The organism is Nocardioides sp. NPDC006273, from assembly GCF_040613495.1.
GTDB lineage: Bacteria > Actinomycetota > Actinomycetes > Propionibacteriales > Nocardioidaceae > Nocardioides.
The window spans coordinates 12,449-26,112 of record NZ_JBEXSD010000010.1 but is presented as its reverse complement, the minus strand read 5'-3'; the positions used below and the strand labels follow the sequence as shown (position 1 = coordinate 26,112).

Here is a 13,664-nt window from a genome sequence, read left to right as displayed (position 1 = left end):
CCGATCGTTTCTCCCGGATGCGGCGAGCGGGTATTTAACCTCGGTGTGTGACGACCTTCGACCCTCAGCACCGTCAGCACGCCTACCGGTTCCGGCTCGAGTGGGGGCCGGTGGGCGCCGAGGCGATCGGTCCGGTGGACATCGCCGTCGTGGTGGACGTGCTCTCGTTCACCACGACGCTGACGGTCGCCGTCGAGCGCGGGATCGAGGTGTTCCCGTTCCGGTGGCGTGACGACCGGGCGGAGGCGTACGCACGCGAGCACGATGCCGTTCTCGCGGTCCAGCGTCAGGACGCGGTGCCGGGCCGGCCCTCGCTCTCGCCCGCGTCGCTGCGCAGGGCTGAGGGTGTCCGGCGTCTCGTGCTGCCCTCGCCCAACGGCTCGACGATCAGCAGCCTGCTCGCTGAGGGCGGCGCCACGGTCATCGGCGCCTCGCTCCGCAACCGCACCGCCGTCGCCGAGTGGCTCGCTCCTCGCTGCGCCGACGGCGCGATCGTCGGCTTCGTCGCGTCGGGGGAGCGCTGGCCGGACGGCACGCTCCGTCCCGCGGTCGAGGACCTCTGGGGCGCCGGGGCGGTCCTGGCCGCTCTCGACCCGGGCGATCTCTCGCCCGAGGCCGCGATGGCGCGCGACACCTTCGGCGCGGCGGATCTTCCGGACGCGCTCCACGCCTGCGCCGGCGGCCGAGAGCTGACCGCGAAGGGCTACGCCGACGACGTGGTCGTGGCCTCCGAGACGGACGGCTCGTCGGTGGTGCCGCTCCTGCGCGGCCGATCGTTCCGAGCGGCCCCGAACGACATCCCAGATCGGGTCACTGATCCGTGCTGAGCCGGCCTTCCAGGCCGATCTGCCAGTCGAAGAGCCCCTGCTCCACGAGCAGGGTGAGCAGGGCCTTGTCCAGTCCGGTCGCGATCGCGACACCGATGAGCACCAGGACGACGCCGAGCACCTTGTGGAACGTGCCCTCGGGGTCGATCGCCCACCGGAGGCGGGCGATCAACGCTCGCCCGCCCACCATGACCGCGGCCAGCAGGAGCGTCAGGCCGGCGACGTACGCGAGCAGGTAGCCGAGGCCACGCAGCGGCTCGGCCGGAAGGATGGCGGCCACGATCAAGGCGTACGTCGGGCTGCACGCACTGAAGACCGGCCCCATGCTCGCGCCCAGGAGGATGTCGCCGCCGAGCCCGCGCCGGGTGCTCGCCCGGGCCAGACGCTCCTGGGCGCGCGATCCGAGCCCGAGGCGGAACGCCACCGCGTCCCACAGCCGTGGCCAGATCATCACGACGCCGAAGAGCGCCACGATCACACCGGACACGATGCTCCAGAACCGGGGCGGGACGTCGATCAGCAGCGTCGTCGACTTGAGCAGGACGCTGAACACGATGACGGAGACACCGAGCGCGGCCACCGCCACCCACGGCCGGCGCTCACCGGTCCCGCGGGAGAGGATCACCGGCACGAACGCGACCACGCAGGGGGCGAGCACCGAGAGCGCCCCGGCGAGGAACGACGCCAGCAGCAGCGTCACTGGGTGTTCTCGAGAATGGCGTCCACCGACTTGTCCTGACCGTAGCCCGACCAGAGCTTGACCGTGTCACCGGCCGGATCGACCCGTACGAAGGTCGACTGGATCGTCACCTCGTGCTGCTTGCGCAGGTCGGTCGCGGAGTCGTAGTCGACCTTCAGGATCTGTGCCCCGTCAGGAACCTCGCCGCCCTTGATCGCCTCCTCGAACCCGCGGCACTCCGGGCACCACGGTGCGTGGAAGAAGAGGATCGTGTCGGTGTAGCACTTCTCGGCGACCGCCCCGGCGGAGTAGTCGGTGTAGCGTCCCGGCGCTTCGCAGGCAGGGTCGTCGGCAGGCAGCTCGCTGGAGGTGGGCTCGGCGGCCGACGGCGTCGAGGCGGCCGGGGTCGTCGGCTCCTCGGCCTGGTCGGCGTCGGTGCCGCAACCGGCGGCGAGGAGGACAAGAGCGAGCACAGCCACGATGCGGGATTTCATGTGACTGGGTTCGGAGTGGATGTCCCCGCGGATGGGCGTTGTCGGTCGCATGTTTCCAGTCAATCGGAAGGGAGCCGCTCGAACCAGGACCAGGTGCCGTCGACCAGCTGTTTCTCGGTGATGCCGTACGACTCGCGCAGGGCCTTGCCCGTCCCGTCGTGGAAGTCGTCGGTACCGCTCGGCAGGTGCAGGTAGAAGTCGTTGCAGAACTCGAGGAAGTCATCGAGACCGCCGTTCTCGTCGATCAGCCACGAGACCGCTGCATGGGAGACGGCGTAGTCGATCGAACCGTCCTCGCCCCACTCCTCGTCGCCCGGGATCGCTCGCTCGTGCGCGAGCAGCTCATCGCGCTGCTCATCCTCGTCGCAGACGTTGGACTCGCAGCCGGAGAGGTACTCCGCGAGCCCTTCGTTGACCCAGGTGGGCACCAGCGCCGGGCCGTAGACATGGCTCAGCTCGTGGCGCAACGTGCGGCCATCCGTGGCCAGCCGATTGGTCGCGACGGGGTTGTCCTTGACGACGGCTCCGGCGAAACCCGACATGAACCCGGTCGCGTCGACCCAGTAGGTCACCGCGGCGGCGCCGTCATCGCCCTCGAAGGTGTCTCCGGGCGGTTGGCCGTTGTACGTCGCGTCGATGAGCAGCGGCTCCTCCCCCTGCTCGCCGCGCCACACGGGTTCGAGGGTCTCCTTGATCTCGGCGCGTGCCGCCGAGATGCGGTCCAGGAGCTCGGCGGCACTGGTGGGCCCGTCGCGCTCGGTGACGACGACGACCGAACGCCCGGTCGCGGCTTCGACCGGGCCGCCGAACCACGGCCGGCTGTACCTGTCCTCGGGTGCGGGCCGGTCCCGTCCGATCACCCAGCCGCCGTCGTGACGTACGAAGGTCATGTCGGTCGCGTTGGCGACCGGCGCCCGGTGGGCCTCCTCGAGCTGGGCCACCTCGGTGACCAGCGGAGCGAAGAGGACGCCGTGGTTGCGGACCTCGTCCGGGGTGTGGTCGAGGCTCTTCACCTCGTAGGCGAGCGACTTCATCGGAAGGTGCTGGAGGTTGGTGAAGATCGTCTGCTGCTGATCGACGAGCTTCTGGTCGCGGGGGTCGACGGTGGCGAGGAAGGCCGCCTCGTCGCCTTCTAGGGCCGCTGTCGCGCGCTGGGCGAGCAGGTCCTCGACCGCCTTGTAGTCGGCCGGAGTGGGGTCGTACGGAGGATGCGAAGGTGCCGGGGAGGGGCTGGCGCCGCCGGGAAGGTCCGCGCAGCCGGCGGTGAGGAAGGCCAGGAAGGCAAGGACCGCGAGCGTGGCAGCGCGTGCTCGAAGGTCCACGGCGGGAGTCTAGGGAGCCCCGGACGAACCCGCCCCCGAATTCTTCGGGCGAGCCGCTGTGCTCGCCGGAATCACTGGAGAGCGGCGGTGAGGCGCAGCACGTTGTCGGCGTACGCCGCGACCTTCGGCCGCGCGAGCCATTCCTCGAGCCGCAGCTCGCGCGAGATGGCCCGGTAGCTGTCCTCGACCTTGCGCATCTGGGCCACCGGGTCGCCGTCGAAGAGCATCAGCGAGATCTCGTAGTTGAGGGCGAAGGAGCGCATGTCCATGTTGCTCGATCCCAGCACCGCGACCTCGTCGTCGATGCTGAAGTGCTTGGAGTGCAGGACGGCGGGCTTGGGGTAGAGATAGATGCGGACCCCGGCCTCCAGCAGCGCCTCGTAGTAGGAGCGCTGGGCGTGGTAGACCATGAACTGGTCCTTGCCCTCGCTGACGAACAGCTCCACCGCGACACCTCGCCGGGCGGCGGTGGTGACGGCGTAGAGGAGCGACTCGTCGGGCACGAAGTAGGGGCTCGTGATCGAGATCCGCTCGCGGGCGGCGTAGATCAGCGAGGTGAAGGCGCGCAGGTTGTTCTCGGCATCGATGCCCGGCCCGCTCGGCACGATCTGGCCGGTGACGTCGCCGACGAGCTCGCCGGAGGTCCAGACCGACGACGAGACCGCGAGCTCCGATCGCAGCAGCTCGCCGGTCTCGGTGTCCCAGTCGCTGGCGAACACGACGTTGAGCGCCGAGACCAGCGGTCCTTCGACCCGGGCGGTCAGCTCGACCCATTCCCGACCCGCCTTGTGGTTCTTCGGCTTGTCGTAGCCCGGCTCGATGAGGTTCTGCGAGCCGGTGAAGGCGATCCGGCCGTCGACGACCAGGAGCTTGCGGTGGTTGCGCAGGTCGGGGCGGCGGAACTGGCCGCGCAAGGGATGGATCGGCAGCAGCGGGCGCCAGTCGATGTCGGAGGCGTCGAGCCGCTTGACGAGCTGGCGCCAGACCGGGATGCCGCGCGAGCCCAGGTGGTCGAGCAGGAGCCGGACGCTCACGCCCCGCGCCGTCGCCCGGTCGAGGGCGTCGAAGAACGGCTCGGTCATGTGGTCGCAGGCGGTGATGTAGAACTGCACGTGCACGTGGTGCTCGGCCTGCTCGACCGCCGCCGTCATCGCCTCGATGGAGCCGCGGTAGTCGGCGATCAGCTCGATCCGGTTGCCCGGTGTGGCAGGCAACGAGCCGAGCCGCTCGTTGAGCTCGATCGTGGTCGCGTCGACCTGCGAGAGCGAATCGGGATACGGCGGCCTCGGCAGCCCGCCGACGTACCGAGTGACCTCCTCGTTGAGCGCCCGCTGCCGCTCGTGACGGCGCCGGTCGAGCCGCGTCTGCCCGAGCATCAGGTAGCCGATCAGGCCAATGCCCGGGATCAGGAAGATCGCCAGCAGCCACGCCATCGCGGTGCCGGGACGTCGGTTCCTCGGCACGACACCGAGGGCGACGATCTTGACCAGCAGGTCGATGATGTAGATCGAGGTCCCCACGACCCCAGCCACTGTCATGCGCCTCAGCATGCACCACGCCCGCTCGTGTGGGAATCTTCTGACATGGTTCGACTCTTCCCCGCCGCCCGCCGTGCCATCGCCGCCGAGGAGGCCTCGCCGCCCGTGTGGGCGGTCGACATCGCCCACCAGCGCGACCAGGCCCGCGCGCTGGCCGCGGCCGAGGCGAGGGAGGAGGTCGCGGAGGTCGCCGGCATCGACGCCGACGGCGTTCCGTGCCGGCTCTACACCCCGGAGGACGTACGCGAGGGGCTGATCGTCCACCTCCACGGTGGCGGCTTCGTCTTCAACGACGTCGAGGTCCACGACACCGCGTGCCGGCGGCTGGCCAACCGTAGCGGGCTGCGGGTGCTGTCGGTCGACTACCGCAGGCCCCCGGAGCACCCCTATCCGGCGGCGCCCGACGACGTCGACACGGTCATCAAGTGGTTGGGCAACGATCCGTCGCTGAGCGCGCTGCCGGCCTATGTCCACGGTGACAGCGCCGGCGGCAACCTCGCCCTCGTCGCCGCGTTGCGCAACCCCGGCACGTTCGCCGCGACGGTGCTGGTCTACCCCTTCCTCGACCCGTCGATGAGCACGCCGGGCTATGCGGTGGAGGGCGGCTGGAGCGAGGAGGCCGCCTGGTACTGGAAGCAGTACGCCGCGAGCGAAGCAGATCTGCGCAATCCCGACCTGGGCCCCTATCTAGCCGCCGACGAGGAGCTTCGCAACCTGCCGCCGACGCTGATCGTCAGTGCCGAGGGCGACATCCTGACCGACGAGAACGAGGACTTCGCGCTCCGGCTGGCGGATCTCGGGGTCGAGGTGGTCGCGTTCCGTGCCGTCGGACAGATCCACGGCTTCTGGCGCCACGGGAAGACGTTCCCCGCCGCCGAGTCCGTGATGGCGATGACCGCCGCCTTCTTGAACCAGCACGGTTTCAACGGGCGCCGATGACGGAGCCCTACGACGTCACCGAGACCCGGGCCGCCTACGACACGGTCTCCAAGGCGTATGCCGAGATCGTCGACCCGACGGTCACCGAGACCTCATTCGACGCAGGGATTCTCGACACCTTCGCCACCTACGTACGCAACGACGGCGGCGGGCTCGTCGGCGACATCGGCTGCGGGCCGGGGCGGGTGACCGCATATCTGGCCGAGCGGGGGCTCGACGTCTTCGGGGTCGACCTTTCGACGGGCATGATCGCGCAGGCCACGGAACGCCATCCTGACCTGAGGTTCGAGGTCGGCGACATGGAGCACCTTCCGCTGCGCGACGGGGAGCTCGCCGGCGTACTCGCCTGGTACTCGCTCATCCACACCCCGCCCACGCGCCGGCCCGCGGTCATCGCCGAGCTCGCCCGCGTGACCCGGCGCGGGGGCCGGTTCGTGACCGCGTTCCAGGTCGGCGACGAGCACGTCCGCCACATCGGCGCCTATGGCCACGACGTCACCTTCGACGGCTACCGGCTCCCCGTCGAGGCGACCAGCGCGCTGCTCGAGGACGCGGGGTTCGAGGTCACCGCGACCGTGGTCCGCTCCGCGGAGGACTGGGAGCGCACGCCGCAGGCCTATCTCGTCGCGCGCCGGCGCTGACGACGATAGGTTGCGCGCATGACGCAGCAGCCCTACCACGTACCTCGCTTCTTCCTTCGCCAGAAGGTCACGCCCTTCACCAACAAATACGTGGCCCAGGCCGCCAACGCCGACGGCTCGGAGGGGCAGGTGCTCGCCTTCGCACAGCAGAAGCGGCTGGCGTTCAAGGAGCAGGTGACCTTCTACGCCGACGAGTCGAAGTCGCAGGCCGTCTTCGCCTTCAAGGCGCGCGCGGTGATGGACCTCAACGCCGGCTACGACATCACCGACCCGAGCGGCGCGGCGCTGGGCTTCTTCCGCAAGGACTTCGGCAAGAGCCTGCTCCGCTCGACCTTTCACATCGAGGGTCCGGGGTACGCCGGCACCGGGCAGGAGCGTAATCAGCTGGTCGCCATCCTGCGCCGTTTCACCGAGCTCGACTTCCTCCCGATCCACTTCGACTACGTGGCCTCCGACGGCCAGTCGCTGATCTCGATCGAGCGCCGCTTCGCCTTCCGCGACAAGTACACCGTCACCGTCCACGACCCTCGCGTCGACTTCCGTGTCGCTGCCGCCGTCGCGGTCGCCATGGACGCGTTGATGCAGCGCTGAGTCCGTTCCGCCGCGACAAGGTAACGAACATGTGTCGATCCTGGGCGTGACGCCGGCCGTCCGAACGGCATCGGTCGGGACCTGGTCTGTGCAGGTCAACCCGGGAATACCGGAGGGGAGCAACCGGCTCCAGGGCGCACCGAATGGCGATCGGCGGACGTTGAGATGTCGGCGAGGACGTCATACGGTCACGAGGTCTTAGCTCGATGCGCGGACTACGTCGGCGCGTCGAGACGCCCGATCGAAAGGTTTCAACACCATGCGACTGCGCACAAGAGGCTCACGCGCACTCTTTGCCACGCTGGCAGCCGGGACCCTGCTCCTCTCCGGCTGCGGCGGCGACGATGACGGTGCCAGCGGAGGAGAGGGCGGCAAAACCATCACGATCGCCATCGCCGGCGAGAAGCCGTACTCCTACATGGAGGATGGCGAGCCGACCGGCGCCACCGTTGCGCTCCACAAGGAGATCTTCACCAACCTCGGCTACGAGAACGTCGAGGCCGAGGTCGTCGAGTGGGACGGTCTGATCCCGGGGCTCAACGCCGGCCGCTACGACGTGGTCAGCGCCGGGATGTCGATCCTGCCGGAACGCTGCGAGCAGGCGTCCTTCGGCAATCCCGAGATCATGTACACCACGGCTTTCGCTGTTCCGAAGGGCAACCCCGAGGGCCTGGAGAGCATGCAGGACGTCGCCGACTCCGACGTCCGGCTCGCCGTCATCAACGGTGCCATCGAGCAGGGCTACGCCGAGAAGCTCGGCATCGACGGCGTGACCACGGTGAACTCCGCCGAGGACGGCTACGCCGCGGTCCAGAACGGCCAGGCCGACGCCTTCGCGCTGACCGGGATCTCGGTCCGTACGTGGGTCGAGGAGAACCCGGACGCCGGGCTGGAGGCGACTGACTCCTTCGAGGCGGTCGTCGACGACGTGGTCCAGGTCGGTGCCGGTGCCACCGTCTTCCGCGACAAGGACTCCAAGCTGCGCGAGGACTACAACAAGGAGCTCGAGAAGATCACTGGTTCGACCGAGGCGTACGAGGGCGTGCTCGGCGAGTTCGGCTTCACCGACGCCGAGCGTCCGCCGGAGAACATCACCACCGACATGCTCTGCAAGGGAGAGCTGCCGACGGTGGACGAGTACGAGTCGGCGAGCTGACCGAACGCCTTGTCTGACTTCTTCCAAGCAGTAACCGACTACAGCCCCTACCTCTGGGAAGGTGTCCAGGTGACCCTGGCCCTCTCCGGGGGAGGGGCGGTCGTCGCGCTCGTCGTAGCCGTGTTCCTGGGACTGTGTGCGATCAGCCCCTTCGCTGTGCTGAGAGTGGGGTCGCGAGTCGTCGTGGAGTTCTTCCGCGGCACCTCGCTGGTGGTCCAGCTGTTCTTCCTCTTCTATGTCTTCCCGCTCTTCGGGATCGACCTTCCCGGAATGTGGTGCGGCATCATCGGTCTGGGCCTCAACTACGGCGCCTACGGCTCCGAGGTGGTTCGCGGCTCGCTCAACGCCGTGTCCAAGGTGCAGTGGGAGTCCACCACCGCACTTTCGATGTCGTGGCCGATGGCGGTGCGACGGGTGATCTGGCCGCAGGCCTGGGGGCTGATGCTGCCCGGTCTCAACAACCTGATGGTGATGCTGGTCAAGGGCACCGCCGTGGCGTTGTTGATCGGTCTGCACGACCTCACCTACTGGGTAGAGGTGATGCGTAAGGATCCCGAGGTAGGTCTCTGGATCGCCTACGGCGTCGGCTTCCTGCTCTACTACCTGGTCGCGCTCGGCTGCTCCAGCGGCCTGCGGCTGCTCGAACGTCGCGCGCAGCGACGCCTCGGGCTCGCCCCGAGCAAGACCAGGACGACCCGCGCGACAGCAGAGGCGGTGGCCTGATGGAGTTCGATCTCGAGTTCGCGCTGGAGACCGTGGGGCCGTTGCTCATGGCGTTCCTCCAGGTGACCCTCGTGGTCACGGTCGCCGGCTCAGTCGTCGCGGCCCTGCTGGGTCTGCTCTGGGCGGTCGGTCAGCGAGAGCTGCCGACGCCGACCCGGATGGTGCTCACCTGGGTGCTCGACGTGATCCGAATGACGCCGTTGCCGCTGCAGCTGCTGTTCGCGGTGGCGATCTTCATCTCGTTCGACGGCTATCGAAGGTTTCCCGAGACCGACGTCGAGACCATCGGGATGATCCTCGGGGTCGCGGTCTTCTCCGTCCACTACTCCACCTACATGGCGGAGTCGTACCGCGCCGGGATCGAATCGATCGGTCGTGGGCAGTGGGAGGCGGCCACAGCGCTCTCGTTGCCGCGGATTCGGGTCTGGCGAGCGGTGATCATCCCGCAGGCTCTGCGGGCCACGCTGCCGTCGCTGGGCAACTGGGCGATCGCGATGTTCAAGGACACCCCGTTCCTGCTCGTCATCCTGGTCCCCGAGATGGTCGCCAAGGCCAAGCAGCTGGGCGGGGCCTCCTATCAATACACCGAGGTGTTCACCGTCGCCGGCCTGATCTTCCTCGCGGCCAGCTACCCCACGGCCGTCCTGATGCGAAAGTTGGAGAAGAAGCTTGTCTACTGACCCCACCAGCCCGGGGGCGTCCACCGGGGACCAGCCACGGATCGTGATGGAGGACGTGGCGAAGAGGTTCGGCAAGAACACCGTCTTGGACGGGCTGAACTTCACCGTGGAACGCGGGGAACGCGTCACCTTGATCGGCCCGAGCGGGTCCGGGAAGACCACCATCCTTCGGCTGCTGATGACGCTGGAGGAGCTGAGCGGCGGTTACATCTACGTCGACGGTGACCCGCTGACCTACGCCAAGCGGGGCAACCGCCGGGTGAAGCTGCCGAGCAAAGAGGTCACCCGGATCCGCAAGCGGATCGGGATGGTCTTCCAGCAGTTCAACCTGTTCCCCAACATGACGGTGTGCGAAAACATCATCGAGGCACCGGTGCACGTGCTGGGCCAGTCCAAGGAGGAGGCCCGGGCCAAGGCGGTCGATCTGCTCGACCAGGTCGGTCTCCGGGACAAGGTCGATGCTCACCCGAGCAGTCTCTCGGGTGGCCAGCAGCAGCGCGTCGCGATCGCGCGCGCACTTGCGATGGAACCGGAGATCCTGCTGCTCGACGAGGTCACCTCCGCGCTCGACCCGGAGCTGGTCGGCGACGTGCTCGAGGTCTTGCGCCAGGTGGCCAGGGAGACCGACATCACGATGCTGCTGGTGACCCACGAGATGCAGTTCGCCCAGGACGTCTCTCACCGGGTCCTGATGTTCGACGAAGGTCGTGTCATCGAAGAGGCCAAGCCTGAGGTCATGTTCAACAACCCGACGCATGAGCGGACCAAGCAGTTCCTGCAAGCGGTCCTCTGACAGGCTCGACTCAGCTCGACTCAGCTCGACTCAGCTCGACTCAGCTCGACTCAGCTCGACGTGGCGTCCAGGTGGGGGCGGACCAGGTCGAGGAGCTTGCGGTGGGTGGCGGCGTCGGCCGCGGCGATCATCCCGCGGCCGGTGTGGATCGGGCCACCGCTGAGATCGGTGACGACGCAGCCGGCGGCCTGGCACAGCGCGATGCCGGCGGTGAAGTGGACGCTGCCCTCGAGATGGCCGTCGGTGACGTACGCCGCCCGCCGGCCTGCCGCGACCCAGGCGACTGCGAGAGTGGAGGACATCACCCGCGGACCGAACTCGGCGCGTAGGCGCGGGTCTGCGACCAGCTGCCCACCGACGAACAGCCGGTCGAGCGGCCCGTCGGACTGGATGTCGACGAGGCGGGTGCGCGGGGTCGGGGAGAGGGCGGTGTCACCGCCGCTCTTGCGGACCCACGCCCCGGTGGTCGAGCCTGTCGAGACCCCGTCGGTCCAGAAGATCTCCTCGCTGATCGGGTCCGCCGAGACCGCTGTCTTGACTCCGTCGGGGGTCACCAGCGCGACGTTCACCGCGGCGAGCGGGGTCTGGGCGGCGTAGTTGAGGGTGCCGCAGAGCGGGTCGACCAGCCACCGTCGCTCGCTGCTGCCGGCCCTGCCGGTCTCCTCGCCCTCGAATGCGTCGTCGGGGCGGTAGGTCGCGATCGTCTCCCGGATCGCCTTCTCCGAGGCGAGGTCGGCCTCGGTGGCGAAGTCTGTCGGAGACTTGTCGAAATGGCTCAGGTCGGTGCCGTACATCTCCCGAACGACCGCCGCCCCCGCCGTCGCCGCCGCGATCGCGACGGCCGAGTCCGGGAACGCTGCTCTGAAGGCATCGATCACCGGGTCCGAGGGGTGCTCGGGCTCGTCGCCGACGAAGACCGCGACCACCTCGGCCCCGGGATCTGCTGTCAGTGCGGGCAGGAGCTCGTCGCGCCATCTCCACAGGTTGGGATGGTCATACCCGACGTACGCCTCTGCCGGGGAGAGCAGCTCGATCGCCCGCTCGAGGTCCTGCCTGGTCAGCCGGTACGCCGCCGTGCCACCCGTGTGGCCGAGGACTGTCGCCATCACGACCGCCGGGAGGCGGTGGCCGTAGGCGTTCACCAGCGGGAAATGCTCCGCTGCCGGCGTGGATGCGGTCGACGGTACGAGGCCTACGCCGTGCGCCGCTGGGGGTGCCCAGCCCTTGATCGCACTCTCGAACGTTGCTCTTGCTGCCAAGATCTCGTCCATGGTCTTCCATCGGTCCACGCGGGGAATCTATCGGCTGGGGTCGGTCTGGGAGGGCGTTTGGCTACACGGTTCGCTTCTGGTGGTCGAGCCTGTCGAGACCCCATCCCCGTTGGTCGACCTTGTCGAGACCCGCCCCGCTGGTCGAGCCGCCGGAGCCGCTAGGCGGAGGCGTGTCGAGACCAACACAGCTCCCTGCCGGAACGACCAGCCCCCGGTGGTCGAGCTTGTCGAGACCTCCCTGCCGGAACGTCCCGCTCGCGGGCCGAGAGCGGCGACAGGGACGCTTCCGCGTGGATGCGGGCCGAGCTGCTGGTCGACAAAGGTGCCGCTCGCTCTCAGATCAAGCTCGCCAACGCAGTGTCCCGGTATGAACTGGTGGCCGCCGGCCTTGCGAGCGGCGAGGTGTCCGAGGCGAAGGCCGGAGTGATCACCAAAGCGCTGGACAAGATCGATGCCGACGGTAACCGGCCAGAATTCTCACCGGGAACCGGCGTGAACACCATCCATAACGGGTCGGCGGCCACCAGCCCCTGCGAAACACCAGCCACCAAATCCGAAGTTGAGCCGACCGTAAGAGAGGATGGGCGCCATGCGCGTCCACATCGGCTGTGACCACGCCGGTCTCGAACTGAAGTCCCATCTGATCAACCGTCTGACGGAGCTCGGCTATGAGCCTGTCGACCATGGCCCGTTCGTCTATGACGCACTCGACGACTATCCGGTCTTCTGTATCCGGGCGGCTGAGGGTGTGGCTCGTGACCGGGAGCAGGGGCTCGACAGCCTCGGGGTCGTGATCGGGGGGTCGGGCAACGGTGAGCAGATGGCGGCCAACAAGGTGACCGGCATCCGGTGTGCGCTCGCCTGGAGCGAGGAGACCGCCAAGCTCGCTCGCGACCACAACAATGCTCAGGTCGTCGCGGTCGGTGGCCGGATGCACAGTCTCGAGGACATGACGAAGTTCGTCGAGATCTTCCTGGCCGAGCCGTTCAGCGACGAGGAGCGGCACGTACGCCGCATCGACCAGCTCCACGCCTACGACGCCGACGGCGTGCGGCCGGCGCTTCCCGACTCGGCCAAGGGCCTGGGGCCGGCCGAGGACCAGGACTGATCCGGGGATGCCCGAGGGGCACACCCTCCACCGCCTCGCTCTCGACCTGAGCGATGCCTTCGCCGGCGAGCAGGTCCGGGTCAGCAGCCCGCAGGGCAGGTTCGCAGACTCCGCGGCCCTCCTGGACGGCCAGGTCCTCGTCGGGGCCGAGGCCTGGGGCAAGCAGCTGTTCGTCGAGTTCCCGGGGGAGCAGTACATCCACATCCACCTCGGCCTCTACGGCAAGCTCGACCTGTTGCCCTACACCGCCGAGCCCCCTCTTCCCGTCGGCCAGGTCAGGCTCCGCCTGGTCCCGGCAGGGTCGACCACCGGAAGCGGGACGTACGCAGACCTGCGTGGCGCCAACACCTGCAACCTGGTCACCGCGGCCCAGCGTGACGCCGTGGTCGCGAAACTCGGGCCGGACCCGTTGCGCGACGACGCCGACCCTGGCCGGGCGTGGCTGCGGATCAGCCGGAGTCGCTCGAGCATCGGCGCGCTGCTGATGGACCAGTCCGTCCTGGCCGGAGTGGGCAACGTCTACCGGGCCGAGGTGCTCTTCCGGCACCGGATCGACCCGATGCGACCGGGAAACACCCTGCGCAGGAAGCAGTGGGACGCCATCTGGGACGACCTGGTCGAGCTGATGAAGCTCGGCGTCCAGGCGAACCGCATCGACACCGTCCGCGAGGAGCACACGCCGGAGGCGATGGGCCGCCCGCCGCGCAAGGACGACCACGGCGGCGAGGTCTACGTCTACCGCCGCAGCGGCCAGCCCTGCCTGGTGTGCGGCACGAACGTACGCACCGTCGAGCTGCAGCAGCGCAACCTCTTCTGGTGTCCGAAGTGCCAGCGCACCTACCGGCCCCGCACGAACGCGAGGTAGGAGCCCGCACTACGCTCCGGCCTGCGAGAACGACCAC

The 13,664-nt window shown here is 68.6% G+C and carries 16 protein-coding genes; 11 read left to right on the top strand and 5 right to left on the bottom strand.

Annotated features, from left to right (window positions below; genetic code table 11):
- Positions 1-47 precede the first annotated feature (47 nt).
- Positions 48-827 (top strand): 2-phosphosulfolactate phosphatase, encoded by a 780-nt coding sequence (locus tag ABZZ22_RS06505; protein WP_354928125.1) that lies wholly within the window; start codon positions 48-50, stop codon positions 825-827.
- Here ABZZ22_RS06505 and ABZZ22_RS06500 read toward each other — a convergent pair.
- The 4 genes from ABZZ22_RS06500 to cls form a co-directional block, all read right to left on the bottom strand.
- Complete coding sequence (locus tag ABZZ22_RS06500) at positions 811-1,527, bottom strand: sulfite exporter TauE/SafE family protein (RefSeq protein WP_354928122.1); 717 nt, start codon at positions 1,525-1,527, stop codon at positions 811-813. The genes ABZZ22_RS06505 and ABZZ22_RS06500 overlap by 17 nt on opposite strands.
- Positions 1,524-2,000 carry a thioredoxin family protein gene (locus ABZZ22_RS06495; RefSeq protein WP_354928119.1) on the bottom strand — a complete coding sequence of 159 codons (477 nt, stop codon included), beginning with the start codon at positions 1,998-2,000 and terminating at the stop codon, positions 1,524-1,526. Before ABZZ22_RS06495 ends, ABZZ22_RS06500 begins: the two co-directional genes overlap by 4 nt.
- Positions 2,001-2,059: 59 nt before the next feature.
- The gene (locus ABZZ22_RS06490) at positions 2,060-3,322 is read right to left on the bottom strand and encodes a hypothetical protein (protein ID WP_354928116.1); all 1,263 of its coding nucleotides are present in this window, start codon (positions 3,320-3,322) and stop codon (positions 2,060-2,062) included.
- Between the two features lie 71 nt (positions 3,323-3,393).
- Positions 3,394-4,860 carry a cardiolipin synthase gene (gene cls / locus ABZZ22_RS06485; protein WP_354928113.1) on the bottom strand — a complete coding sequence of 489 codons (1,467 nt, stop codon included), beginning with the start codon at positions 4,858-4,860 and terminating at the stop codon, positions 3,394-3,396.
- Positions 4,861-4,905: 45 nt separating this feature from the next.
- On the opposite strand from cls, the gene ABZZ22_RS06480 reads away from it, so the two are divergent.
- The 7 genes from ABZZ22_RS06480 (at position 4,906) to ehuA (ending at position 10,383) form a co-directional block, all read left to right on the top strand.
- The gene (locus tag ABZZ22_RS06480) at positions 4,906-5,799 is read left to right on the top strand and encodes an alpha/beta hydrolase (RefSeq protein WP_354928110.1); all 894 of its coding nucleotides are present in this window, start codon (positions 4,906-4,908) and stop codon (positions 5,797-5,799) included.
- The gene (locus ABZZ22_RS06475; RefSeq protein WP_354928107.1) at positions 5,796-6,440 is read left to right on the top strand and encodes a class I SAM-dependent methyltransferase; all 645 of its coding nucleotides are present in this window, start codon (positions 5,796-5,798) and stop codon (positions 6,438-6,440) included. Before ABZZ22_RS06480 ends, ABZZ22_RS06475 begins: the two co-directional genes overlap by 4 nt.
- An 18-nt stretch (positions 6,441-6,458) precedes the next feature.
- Positions 6,459-7,031 (top strand): hypothetical protein, encoded by a 573-nt coding sequence (locus ABZZ22_RS06470; RefSeq protein ID WP_354928104.1) that lies wholly within the window; start codon positions 6,459-6,461, stop codon positions 7,029-7,031.
- A 259-nt stretch (positions 7,032-7,290) separates the two neighbouring features.
- Positions 7,291-8,187: a transporter substrate-binding domain-containing protein gene (locus ABZZ22_RS06465; protein WP_354928101.1), complete on the top strand. Its 897-nt coding sequence runs from the start codon at positions 7,291-7,293 to the stop codon at positions 8,185-8,187.
- Between the two features lie 9 nt (positions 8,188-8,196).
- Positions 8,197-8,910, top strand: a complete 714-nt coding sequence (locus tag ABZZ22_RS06460) for an amino acid ABC transporter permease (RefSeq protein WP_354928098.1) — start codon at positions 8,197-8,199, stop codon at positions 8,908-8,910.
- Positions 8,910-9,590 (top strand): amino acid ABC transporter permease, encoded by a 681-nt coding sequence (locus ABZZ22_RS06455; RefSeq protein ID WP_354928095.1) that lies wholly within the window; start codon positions 8,910-8,912, stop codon positions 9,588-9,590. The genes ABZZ22_RS06460 and ABZZ22_RS06455 overlap by 1 nt, the downstream gene beginning before the upstream one ends.
- Positions 9,580-10,383, top strand: coding sequence for an ectoine/hydroxyectoine ABC transporter ATP-binding protein EhuA (ehuA, locus tag ABZZ22_RS06450; RefSeq protein ID WP_354928092.1), 804 nt, complete (start codon positions 9,580-9,582; stop codon positions 10,381-10,383). Before ABZZ22_RS06455 ends, ehuA begins: the two co-directional genes overlap by 11 nt.
- A gap of 50 nt (positions 10,384-10,433) precedes the next feature.
- Here the strand turns inward: ehuA and ABZZ22_RS06445 are convergent, their stop codons facing one another.
- Positions 10,434-11,672 (bottom strand): inositol monophosphatase family protein, encoded by a 1,239-nt coding sequence (locus tag ABZZ22_RS06445; protein WP_354928089.1) that lies wholly within the window; start codon positions 11,670-11,672, stop codon positions 10,434-10,436.
- A gap of 276 nt (positions 11,673-11,948) precedes the next feature.
- Between ABZZ22_RS06445 and ABZZ22_RS06440 the strand changes: the two genes are divergently transcribed.
- Genes ABZZ22_RS06440 through ABZZ22_RS06430 form a run of 3 tightly spaced genes read left to right on the top strand, consistent with a single transcriptional unit; the run spans position 11,949 to position 13,627 of the window.
- Positions 11,949-12,266, top strand: a complete 318-nt coding sequence (locus ABZZ22_RS06440) for a hypothetical protein (RefSeq protein ID WP_354928086.1) — start codon at positions 11,949-11,951, stop codon at positions 12,264-12,266.
- Entirely contained in the window at positions 12,244-12,762 is a 519-nt protein-coding gene (locus ABZZ22_RS06435; RefSeq protein ID WP_354928083.1) for a ribose-5-phosphate isomerase, read from the top strand. Before ABZZ22_RS06440 ends, ABZZ22_RS06435 begins: the two co-directional genes overlap by 23 nt.
- A 7-nt stretch (positions 12,763-12,769) precedes the next feature.
- Positions 12,770-13,627 carry a DNA-formamidopyrimidine glycosylase family protein gene (locus tag ABZZ22_RS06430; protein ID WP_354928080.1) on the top strand — a complete coding sequence of 286 codons (858 nt, stop codon included), beginning with the start codon at positions 12,770-12,772 and terminating at the stop codon, positions 13,625-13,627.
- Positions 13,628-13,664: the final 37 nt, after the last annotated feature.

Coding starts and splice junctions, on each gene's coding strand:
- ABZZ22_RS06430 (WP_354928080.1), top strand. CDS start 12,770: ATGCCCGAGGGGCACACCCTCCACCGCCTCGCTCTCGACCTGAGCGAT.
- ABZZ22_RS06480 (WP_354928110.1), top strand. CDS start 4,906: ATGGTTCGACTCTTCCCCGCCGCCCGCCGTGCCATCGCCGCCGAGGAG.
- ABZZ22_RS06495 (WP_354928119.1), bottom strand. CDS start 2,000: ATGAAATCCCGCATCGTGGCTGTGCTCGCTCTTGTCCTCCTCGCCGCC.
- ABZZ22_RS06475 (WP_354928107.1), top strand. CDS start 5,796: ATGACGGAGCCCTACGACGTCACCGAGACCCGGGCCGCCTACGACACG.
- ABZZ22_RS06440 (WP_354928086.1), top strand. CDS start 11,949: ATGCGGGCCGAGCTGCTGGTCGACAAAGGTGCCGCTCGCTCTCAGATC.
- ABZZ22_RS06465 (WP_354928101.1), top strand. CDS start 7,291: ATGCGACTGCGCACAAGAGGCTCACGCGCACTCTTTGCCACGCTGGCA.
- ABZZ22_RS06455 (WP_354928095.1), top strand. CDS start 8,910: ATGGAGTTCGATCTCGAGTTCGCGCTGGAGACCGTGGGGCCGTTGCTC.
- ABZZ22_RS06470 (WP_354928104.1), top strand. CDS start 6,459: ATGACGCAGCAGCCCTACCACGTACCTCGCTTCTTCCTTCGCCAGAAG.
- ABZZ22_RS06435 (WP_354928083.1), top strand. CDS start 12,244: ATGCGCGTCCACATCGGCTGTGACCACGCCGGTCTCGAACTGAAGTCC.
- cls (WP_354928113.1), bottom strand. CDS start 4,860: ATGACAGTGGCTGGGGTCGTGGGGACCTCGATCTACATCATCGACCTG.